General features: G+C 50.6%; 11 protein-coding genes, 4 tRNA genes and 1 rRNA gene. 14 read left to right on the top strand and 2 right to left on the bottom strand.

The window, feature by feature from the left end:
* The 3 genes from rrf to birA all read left to right on the top strand — a co-directional run.
* A 5S ribosomal RNA gene (gene rrf, locus AC3G3F_RS23625) occupies positions 1-73 on the top strand; the annotation flags it as partial.
* Between the two features lie 356 nt (positions 74-429).
* Positions 430-1,458, top strand: coding sequence for a UDP-N-acetylmuramate dehydrogenase (murB, locus tag AC3G3F_RS23620; RefSeq protein ID WP_488395904.1), 1,029 nt, complete (start codon positions 430-432; stop codon positions 1,456-1,458).
* On the top strand, positions 1,455-2,417 hold the full coding sequence (gene birA / locus AC3G3F_RS23615; RefSeq protein WP_053510951.1) for a bifunctional biotin--[acetyl-CoA-carboxylase] ligase/biotin operon repressor BirA: 963 nt from the start codon (positions 1,455-1,457) through the stop codon (positions 2,415-2,417). The genes murB and birA overlap by 4 nt, the downstream gene beginning before the upstream one ends.
* A 33-nt stretch (positions 2,418-2,450) precedes the next feature.
* Here the strand turns inward: birA and coaA are convergent, their stop codons facing one another.
* Both coaA and AC3G3F_RS23605 read right to left on the bottom strand, forming a co-directional pair.
* Positions 2,451-3,401: a type I pantothenate kinase gene (gene coaA, locus AC3G3F_RS23610; RefSeq protein ID WP_053510949.1), complete on the bottom strand. Its 951-nt coding sequence runs from the start codon at positions 3,399-3,401 to the stop codon at positions 2,451-2,453.
* Positions 3,402-3,609: 208 nt separating this feature from the next.
* Entirely contained in the window at positions 3,610-3,783 is a 174-nt protein-coding gene (locus tag AC3G3F_RS23605; protein ID WP_053510947.1) for a hypothetical protein, read from the bottom strand.
* A gap of 19 nt (positions 3,784-3,802) precedes the next feature.
* Between AC3G3F_RS23605 and AC3G3F_RS23600 the strand changes: the two genes are divergently transcribed.
* From AC3G3F_RS23600 to rplL, 11 genes are all read left to right on the top strand, one after another.
* Positions 3,803-3,878, top strand: a tRNA-Thr gene (locus AC3G3F_RS23600).
* Positions 3,879-3,886: 8 nt separating this feature from the next.
* A tRNA-Tyr gene (locus AC3G3F_RS23595) sits at positions 3,887-3,971 on the top strand.
* Between the two features lie 116 nt (positions 3,972-4,087).
* Positions 4,088-4,162, top strand: a tRNA-Gly gene (locus tag AC3G3F_RS23590).
* Positions 4,163-4,168: 6 nt separating this feature from the next.
* A tRNA-Thr gene (locus AC3G3F_RS23585) sits at positions 4,169-4,244 on the top strand.
* A 115-nt stretch (positions 4,245-4,359) separates the two neighbouring features.
* On the top strand, positions 4,360-5,544 hold the full coding sequence (gene tuf, locus AC3G3F_RS23580) for an elongation factor Tu (RefSeq protein WP_000031748.1): 1,185 nt from the start codon (positions 4,360-4,362) through the stop codon (positions 5,542-5,544).
* A gap of 229 nt (positions 5,545-5,773) precedes the next feature.
* Positions 5,774-6,157, top strand: coding sequence for a preprotein translocase subunit SecE (secE, locus tag AC3G3F_RS23575; protein WP_001275691.1), 384 nt, complete (start codon positions 5,774-5,776; stop codon positions 6,155-6,157).
* Between the two features lies 1 nt (position 6,158).
* Entirely contained in the window at positions 6,159-6,704 is a 546-nt protein-coding gene (gene nusG, locus AC3G3F_RS23570) for a transcription termination/antitermination protein NusG (RefSeq protein ID WP_001287521.1), read from the top strand.
* A gap of 157 nt (positions 6,705-6,861) precedes the next feature.
* Positions 6,862-7,290 carry a 50S ribosomal protein L11 gene (gene rplK / locus AC3G3F_RS23565; protein ID WP_001085926.1) on the top strand — a complete coding sequence of 143 codons (429 nt, stop codon included), beginning with the start codon at positions 6,862-6,864 and terminating at the stop codon, positions 7,288-7,290.
* Positions 7,291-7,293: 3 nt separating this feature from the next.
* A complete protein-coding gene (rplA, locus tag AC3G3F_RS23560) occupies positions 7,294-7,998 on the top strand; it encodes a 50S ribosomal protein L1 (protein ID WP_001096676.1) in 705 nt (234 codons plus the stop codon).
* 420 nt (positions 7,999-8,418) lie between these two features.
* Positions 8,419-8,916 carry a 50S ribosomal protein L10 gene (rplJ, locus tag AC3G3F_RS23555; protein WP_001207203.1) on the top strand — a complete coding sequence of 166 codons (498 nt, stop codon included), beginning with the start codon at positions 8,419-8,421 and terminating at the stop codon, positions 8,914-8,916.
* Positions 8,917-8,982: 66 nt separating this feature from the next.
* Positions 8,983-9,348 (top strand): 50S ribosomal protein L7/L12, encoded by a 366-nt coding sequence (gene rplL / locus AC3G3F_RS23550; RefSeq protein ID WP_000028879.1) that lies wholly within the window; start codon positions 8,983-8,985, stop codon positions 9,346-9,348.
* Positions 9,349-9,616: the final 268 nt, after the last annotated feature.

Genomic DNA, 9,616 nt, shown 5'->3' with positions numbered 1-9,616 from the left:
ACTCAGAAGTGAAACGCCGTAGCGCCGATGGTAGTGTGGGGTCTCCCCATGCGAGAGTAGGGAACTGCCAGGCATCAAATAAAACGAAGGGCCCTGTCGCAAGACAGGGCCCTTCGTTTTATCTGCAGTCTGTCGGTGAGCGCTCTCCTGAGGAGGACAAATCCGCCGGGAGCGGATTTGCACGTTGCGCAGCAACGGCCCGGAGGGTGGCGGGCAGGACGCCCGCCATAAACTGCCAGGCATCGAATAGTGAAGAAGCCCATCCTGACGGATGGGCTTTTTTGCGTCTGTGGCCGGGTATGCACTGCCGGATGGCGGCTCCGCCTTATCCAGCCTACAGGGACGTACAGATCCACCCTCGATATAACCGCAAGCCTTCCCAACACAGATACGGTAAACTATTGCCGATTGAGTATCAGGAAAGCAGCCATGACCCATTCCCTAAAACCCTGGAATACCTTCGGCATTGATCATTGTGCAAAGAACATCGTATGCGCTGAAAACGAACAACAACTACTGAGCGCCTGGCAGCAAGCAACTCGTGAGGGACTGCCGGTTATGATCCTGGGTGAAGGAAGCAACGTCCTGTTTCTGGAAAATTACGCCGGCACCGTGATCCTTAACCGCCTGAAAGGTATTGAGGTAAAGGAAACGGCAGAGGCGTGGCATCTGTATGTTGGCGCCGGAGAGAACTGGCATCAACTCGTTCGCTACGCGCTGGACAACAACATGCCCGGCCTGGAGAATCTGGCGCTCATCCCTGGCTGCGTTGGTTCCTCGCCTATACAGAATATTGGCGCGTATGGTGTAGAACTACAGCGCGTCTGCGACTACGTTGACTGCGTTGAACTGGAAACGGGAAAACGTCTGCGTTTGTCCGCGGCGGAATGCCGTTTCGGCTATCGTGACAGTATCTTCAAACATGAATATCAGGATAGCGTTGCGATCGTCGCGGTGGGTCTGCGTCTGTCAAAACAATGGCAGCCGGTGTTGACCTATGGCGATCTTACTTGTCTGGACCCGAAAACGGTCACCGCGCAACAGGTGTTTGATGCTGTATGCCATATGCGCACCACAAAATTGCCGGACCCTAAAGTGAATGGCAATGCGGGCAGCTTTTTTAAAAATCCCGCTGTCGCAGCCGATATCGCCATGGAACTGTTGGAACGATTTCCCAACGCGCCGCATTACCCTCAGGCAGACGGCTCAGTGAAGCTGGCGGCAGGCTGGCTGATTGACCAATGCCAGTTGAAAGGCGTCACCATTGGCGGCGCTGCGGTGCATCGCCAACAGGCGCTGGTACTGATTAATGCTAATGATGCGACAAGTAAAGACGTGGTGGCGCTGGCGCATCATGTCCGGCAAAAAGTGGGGGAAAAATTTAATGTCTGGCTGGAGCCTGAGGTTCGCTTTATTGGTCAGTCCGGAGAGGTGAACGCTGTGGAGAGCATTGCATGAAAGATACTACCGTTCCCCTGACGCTGATCTCGCTACTTGCCGACGGAGAGTTTCACTCAGGCGAGCAGTTGGGTGAATGGCTGGGAATGAGCCGCGCGGCAATTAATAAACATATCCAGACATTACGCGACTGGGGGGTAGATGTATTTACCGTTCCCGGGAAAGGATATAGCTTACCGGAACCCATCCAGTTACTGGATGCTGACCGTATTCATAGCCAACTGGATAGCGGAAACGTGGCGGTATTGCCTGTTATCGATTCAACGAATCAGTATTTACTTGATCGAATTAGCGAGCTGCGCTCAGGCGATGCCTGTGTAGCAGAATACCAACAGGCGGGGCGTGGTCGTCGTGGGCGTAAATGGTTCTCACCGTTTGGCGCGAATCTATATCTCTCAATGTATTGGCGTCTGGAGCAGGGACCTGCAGCGGCAATAGGCCTGAGTCTGGTCATTGGAATTGTGATGGCGGAAGTGCTGCGTGAACTGGGCGCTGACAAAGTTCGCGTGAAGTGGCCTAACGACCTCTACCTGCTGGATCGCAAATTGGCTGGTATTTTGGTCGAGTTAACCGGTAAAACGGGCGATGCCGCACAAATAGTGATTGGCGCTGGTATTAACATGGCAATGCGTCATGTAGAAGAGGACGTGATAAATCAGGGATGGATCACGTTGCAGGAGGCCGGAATTACGCTCGATCGCAATATGCTGGCTGCAAAGCTGATTTATAAGCTACGCGCTGCGCTTGAACTTTTTGAGCAAGAAGGTCTTTCGCCTTATCTTTCGCGCTGGAAAAAACTGGATAATTTTATTGATCGTCCGGTAAAACTGATTATTGGCGACAAAGAAATATTTGGTATTTCTCGCGGCATTGATACTCAGGGCGCATTATTGCTTGAACAGGATGGCGTGATTAAACCCTGGATGGGGGGAGAAATATCTCTGCGGAGCGCCGAATAGTAAAAAGGGGAGTCGTTGCTCCCCTTTCTTCTATTATTTTCGTAATCTTACCTGTTCTACCGCATGGTTGGCGCTCTTGGTCATAATAAGGCTGGCACGTTCTCGCGTGGGTAAGATATTTTGTTTTAAATTCAACCAGTTAATTTCTTTCCAAAGCGAAGCAGCTATATTAACTGCTTCTTCTTTAGATAATTTTGCATAATTGTGGAAATAAGAGTCAGGATCGGTAAATGCCCCTTCACGGAATTTCAGGAAGCGATTGATATACCATGTCTGAAGAAGTTCTTCTGGCGCATCAACGTAAATAGAGAAATCAACGAAATCAGAGACAAATACATGGTGCGGATCGTGAGGATAATCCATACCGCTTTGTAAAACATTTAAACCTTCAAGAATCAATATATCAGGCTGAGCGACGGTTTTATCCCCTTCAGGAATAACATCGTAAATTAAATGAGAATAGACTGGCGCCGTCACGTTCGGTACGCCCGACTTGAGGTCAGAAACGAATTTCACCAGTCGGTGCATATCATACGATTCGGGAAACCCCTTTTTCTTCATTAACCCGCGTTCTTTCAACACCTGGTTTGGGTGGAGGAAGCCGTCTGTAGTAATCAATTCAACACGGCGGTGTTCCGGCCAGCGGCTCAGCAACGCTTGCAGAACGCGCGCTGTCGTGCTTTTACCCACTGCGACGCTGCCCGCGATACTGATGATATAAGGGATTCGTTGGCCGTTAGTGCCCAGAAACTGTTCCAGGACAGCCTGACGACGCAGATTTGAACTGATATAAAAATTTAGCAAACGGGAGAGGGGTAAATATATTTCTGCAACTTCTTCCAGCGATAAATCTTCATTAATGCCTTTTAACTGCGCGATCTCATCCTCGGTCAGAGTCATCGGCACAGAATCGCGAAGCGCAGCCCACTGGCTGCGATCAAACTGTAGGTAAGGCGTCATTAACGATTGCTCTTTTATACTCATAAGCATGTTTCTGGCTGCTATTGCTACATCAGTTTAGCGATGAACGAGAGCCATCCCTGACATGCAACGGCACGTCACATTTAAGTTAATTTGGACAATGGGCAGGAGGGTAACACCAGATGGGGAGGAATAATAAGAAAAAATCTCGCTGTGAAAGCTATCGCTGAGAAGCAATGTGACGAATATACCAGATACAGAAGATTGCTTTTTATCGACGGCGCGTTGAAATACCGTGTCGTATCCTGGTTAGACGGTCAGTAAAATGCCGAAAATTTATGCTCTCTTGTTTGAAATTAGAGCATTTTTGTCTCTTATAGCGCAAAATGTGAGCGATAGAACATTTTATGCAATTTTTTAGTTGCATGAGCACGCAGGTCTCCATAGAATGCGCGCTACTTGATGCCGACTTAGCTCAGTAGGTAGAGCAACTGACTTGTAATCAGTAGGTCACCAGTTCGATTCCGGTAGTCGGCACCATCAAGTCCGGTGGGGTTCCCGAGCGGCCAAAGGGAGCAGACTGTAAATCTGCCGTCACAGACTTCGAAGGTTCGAATCCTTCCCCCACCACCATTTTCGGCCACGCGATGGCGTAGCCCGAGACGATAAGTTCGCTTACCGGCTCGAATAAAGAGAGTTTCTCTCGATATTCAGTGCAGAATGAAAATCAGGTAGCCGAGTTCCAGGATGCGGGCATCGTATAATGGCTATTACCTCAGCCTTCCAAGCTGATGATGCGGGTTCGATTCCCGCTGCCCGCTCCAAGATGTGCTGATATAGCTCAGTTGGTAGAGCGCACCCTTGGTAAGGGTGAGGTCGGCAGTTCGAATCTGCCTATCAGCACCACTTCTTTTCTCCTTCCTGTTTTTCTCTTCTGTTTATTAGCATTCAACAAGTCGGGCGTGTTGCCTGGTTGATGTGGTGATATCACCGATTTATCCGTGTCTTAGAGGGACAATCGATGTCTAAAGAAAAGTTTGAACGTACAAAACCGCACGTTAACGTCGGTACTATCGGCCACGTTGACCATGGTAAAACAACGCTGACCGCTGCCATCACTACCGTACTGGCTAAAACCTACGGCGGTGCCGCTCGCGCATTCGACCAGATCGATAACGCGCCGGAAGAAAAAGCGCGTGGTATCACCATCAACACTTCTCACGTTGAATACGATACCCCGACCCGCCACTACGCACACGTAGACTGCCCGGGCCACGCCGACTATGTTAAAAACATGATCACCGGTGCTGCGCAGATGGACGGCGCGATCCTGGTTGTTGCTGCGACTGACGGCCCGATGCCGCAGACCCGTGAGCACATCCTGCTGGGTCGTCAGGTAGGCGTTCCGTACATCATCGTGTTCCTGAACAAATGCGACATGGTTGATGACGAAGAGCTGCTGGAACTGGTAGAAATGGAAGTTCGTGAACTTCTGTCTCAGTACGACTTCCCGGGCGACGACACGCCAATCGTTCGTGGTTCTGCTCTGAAAGCGCTGGAAGGCGACGCAGAGTGGGAAGCGAAAATCATCGAACTGGCTGGCTTCCTGGATTCTTACATCCCGGAACCAGAGCGTGCGATTGACAAGCCGTTCCTGCTGCCGATCGAAGACGTATTCTCCATCTCCGGTCGTGGTACCGTTGTTACCGGTCGTGTAGAGCGCGGTATCATCAAAGTGGGCGAAGAAGTTGAAATCGTTGGTATCAAAGAGACTCAGAAGTCTACCTGTACTGGCGTTGAAATGTTCCGCAAACTGCTGGACGAAGGCCGTGCAGGTGAGAACGTAGGTGTTCTGCTGCGTGGTATCAAACGTGAAGAAATCGAACGTGGTCAGGTACTGGCTAAGCCGGGCACCATCAAGCCGCACACCAAGTTCGAATCTGAAGTGTATATTCTGTCCAAAGATGAAGGCGGCCGTCATACTCCGTTCTTCAAAGGCTACCGTCCGCAGTTCTACTTCCGTACCACTGACGTGACTGGCACCATCGAACTGCCGGAAGGCGTGGAGATGGTAATGCCGGGCGACAACATCAAAATGGTTGTTACCCTGATCCACCCGATCGCGATGGACGACGGTCTGCGTTTCGCAATCCGTGAAGGCGGCCGTACCGTTGGCGCGGGCGTTGTTGCTAAAGTTCTCGGCTAATCGCTGATAACATTTGACGCAATGCGCAATAAAAGGGCATCATTTGATGCCCTTTTTGCACGCTTTCACACCAGAACCTGGCTCATCAGTGATTTTATTTGTCATAATCATTGCTGAGACAGGCTCTGTAGAGGGCGTATAATCCGAAAGGCGAATAAGCGTTTCGATTTGGATTGCCTCGCGATTGCGGGGTGAAAATGTTTGTAGAATACTTCTGACAGGTTGGTTTATGAGTGCGAATACCGAAGCTCAAGGGAGCGGGCGCGGCCTGGAAGCGATGAAGTGGATAGTTGTTGCCATATTGCTGATCGTCGCAATCGTCGGCAACTACCTCTATCGCGACATGATGCTGCCGCTGCGTGCGCTGGCCGTAGTAATTCTGATTGCTGCAGCGGGTGGTGTCGCGCTGTTGACGACAAAAGGTAAAGCAACCGTTGCTTTTGCCCGTGAAGCGAGAACCGAAGTCCGTAAGGTCATTTGGCCGACTCGCCAGGAAACGCTACACACCACGCTGATCGTCGCTGCGGTTACCGCAGTTATGTCACTGATCCTGTGGGGACTGGATGGTATTCTGGTTCGCCTGGTATCCTTTATCACTGGCCTGAGGTTCTGAGATGTCTGAAGCACCTAAAAAGCGCTGGTACGTCGTTCAGGCGTTTTCCGGTTTTGAAGGCCGCGTAGCCACATCGCTGCGCGAGCATATCAAATTACACAACATGGAAGAGCTGTTTGGCGAAGTCATGGTCCCGACTGAAGAAGTCGTTGAGATACGTGGCGGCCAGCGTCGCAAAAGCGAACGCAAATTCTTCCCGGGGTACGTTCTGGTCCAGATGGTCATGAACGACGCAAGCTGGCACCTGGTGCGCAGCGTGCCGCGTGTGATGGGCTTTATCGGCGGTACGTCTGACCGTCCGGCGCCGATCAGCGACAAAGAAGTCGATGCGATCATGAACCGCCTGCAGCAGGTTGGCGATAAGCCGCGGCCGAAAACTCTGTTTGAACCGGGTGAAATGGTTCGTGTTAACGACGGTCCGTTCGCAGACTTTAACGGCGTTGTCGAAGAAGTTGATTATGAGAAGTCTCGCCTGAAAGTGTCTGTTTCTATCTTCGGTCGTGCGACCCCGGTAGAGCTGGACTTCAGCCAGGTTGAGAAAGCGTAAGGCTGCGATCAAAAAAGCAGCGATCTAATCGTTGCATAGGGCGCGAAATTGACATACAATTTCGCGCCTTTTGTTTTTATGGGCCTTATGCCCATAAAGCGATATTTATCACGGGGAGCTTCTCTGAAGCGATACTACCCAATTCGAGGAATTTAGAATGGCTAAGAAAGTACAAGCCTACGTCAAGCTGCAGGTTGCAGCTGGTATGGCGAACCCGAGTCCGCCGGTTGGTCCAGCACTGGGTCAGCAGGGTGTGAACATCATGGAATTCTGCAAAGCGTTCAACGCAAAAACGGATTCCATCGAAAAAGGTCTGCCGATTCCGGTTGTTATTACCGTTTACGCTGACCGTTCTTTCACCTTCGTTACCAAAACGCCTCCGGCAGCTGTTCTGCTGAAAAAAGCGGCTGGTATCAAGTCTGGTTCCGGCAAGCCGAACAAAGACAAAGTAGGTAAAATTTCCCGCGCTCAGCTGCAGGAAATCGCGCAGACCAAAGCTGCCGACATGACCGGTGCCGACATTGAAGCGATGACTCGCTCCATCGAAGGTACTGCACGTTCCATGGGCCTGGTAGTGGAGGACTAAGAAATGGCTAAACTGACCAAGCGTATGCGCGTGATCCGTGAGAAAGTTGATGCGACCAAACAGTACGACATCAACGAAGCTATTGCCCTGCTGAAAGAGCTGGCCACTGCTAAATTCAACGAAAGCGTTGACGTTGCCGTTAACCTCGGCATCGACGCTCGTAAATCTGACCAGAACGTTCGTGGCGCGACTGTACTGCCGCACGGTACTGGCCGTTCTGTTCGCGTTGCCGTATTTACCCAGGGTCCGAACGCTGAAGCAGCTAAAGCTGCTGGCGCTGAGCTGGTAGGTATGGAAGATCTGGCTGACCAGATCAAGAAAGGCGAAATGAACTTTGACGTTGTTATTGCTTCTCCGGATGCAATGCGCGTTGTTGGCCAGCTGGGCCAGGTTCTGGGTCCGCGCGGCCTGATGCCAAACCCGAAAGTCGGTACTGTTACCCCTAACGTTGCTGAAGCGGTTAAGAACGCTAAAGCAGGTCAGGTTCGTTACCGTAACGACAAAAACGGCATCATCCACACCACCATCGGTAAAGTGGACTTTGACGCTGACAAACTGAAAGAAAACCTGGAAGCTCTGCTGGTTGCGCTGAAAAAAGCAAAACCGAGCCAGGCGAAAGGTGTGTACATCAAGAAAGTTAGCATCTCCACCACCATGGGTGCTGGCGTTGCCGTTGATCAGGCTGGTCTGAGCGCATCTGCGAACTAAGATTAGTCTTTACGTGGGCGGTGATTTTGTCTACAATCCTACCCCCACGATTCTGTTGAAATATAACAGAGCACTATGCGAGTCATTTGAATTGCAGCAAGGCAGCAAGTGAGTGAATCGCCAGGAGCATAGTTAACTATGTGACTGGTGTGAACGAGCGCAGCTAACACAGCTACGGTTCAAAGGACGAAGTCATAGAAAGAATTTGTTCGTTGGAGCCTGGCCTATCCAGGCCTCCGTCGAAGACCGCAGGCGTCTCGCAAGAGGCTTAATCCCCTGCGTAGACGGTGACAGAACGCTAAGATTATTTTTTGATACTCTGGCTTGTTTCTGCTCACCGTATTAAGACGCTCTTCTCGTTGAGATGAGTGAAGTGAGTTCCGGAACATGAGTTCCGGCAAACATCCAGGAGCAAAGCTAATGGCTTTAAATCTTCAAGACAAACAAGCGATTGTTGCTGAAGTCAGCGAAGTAGCCAAAGGCGCGCTGTCTGCAGTAGTTGCGGATTCCCGTGGCGTAACTGTAGATAAAATGACTGAACTGCGTAAAGCAGGTCGTGAAGCTGGCGTATACATGCGTGTTGTTCGTAACACCCTGCTGCGCCGCGTCGTTGAAGGTACTCAGTTCGAGTGCCTGAAAGACACGTTTGTTGGTCCGACCCTGATTGCATACTCTATGGAACACCCGGGCGCTGCTGCTCGTCTGTTCAAAGAGTTCGCGAAAGCGAATGCAAAATTTGAGGTCAAAGCTGCAGCCTTTGAAGGTGAGCTGATCCCGGCGTCTCAGATCGACCGCCTGGCAACTCTGCCGACCTACGAAGAAGCAATTGCACGCCTGATGGCAACCATGAAAGAAGCTTCGGCTGGCAAACTGGTTCGCACACTGGCTGCTGTACGCGATGCAAAAGAAGCTGCGTAATCGCAGTTGTCTTTATCAAGCATTTGCTTACGTATAAACTTATTCTGATATTCAGGAACAATTTAAATGTCTATCACTAAAGATCAAATCATTGAAGCAGTTGCAGCTATGTCCGTAATGGACGTTGTAGAACTGATCTCTGCAATGGAAGAAAAATTCGGTGTTTCCGCTGCTGCTGCTGTCGCTGTAGCTGCTGGTCCGGTTGAAGCTGCTGAAGAAAAAACTGAATTCGACGTAATTCTGAAAGCTGCTGGCGCTAACAAAGTTGCTGTTATCAAAGCAGTACGTGGCGCAACTGGTCTGGGCCTGAAAGAAGCTAAAGACCTGGTAGAATCTGCTCCGGCCGCTCTGAAAGAAGGCGTGAGCAAAGATGACGCTGAAGCACTGAAAAAATCTCTGGAAGAAGCTGGCGCTGAAGTTGAAGTTAAATAAGCCAACCCTTCCGGTTGCAGCCTGAGAAATCAGGCTGATGGCTGGTGACTTTTTAGTCACCAGCCTTTTTGCGCTGTAAGGCGCCAGTAGCGTTTCACACTGTTTGACTACTGCTGTGCCTTTCAATGCTTGTTTCTATCGACGACTTAATATACTGCGACAGAGCGTACGTTCTGTGTAAATCGCAATGAAATGGTTTAAGCGTGATAGCAACAGGCATTGCGGAAAGTATCCATTTTCCGGTCAACAAAATAGTGTTGCACAAACT

It is taken from the genome of Salmonella sp. FC25216, from assembly GCF_057751355.1.
The sequence above is the reverse complement of the archived record's forward strand: the minus strand, read 5'-3'. Positions and strand labels throughout refer to the sequence as shown.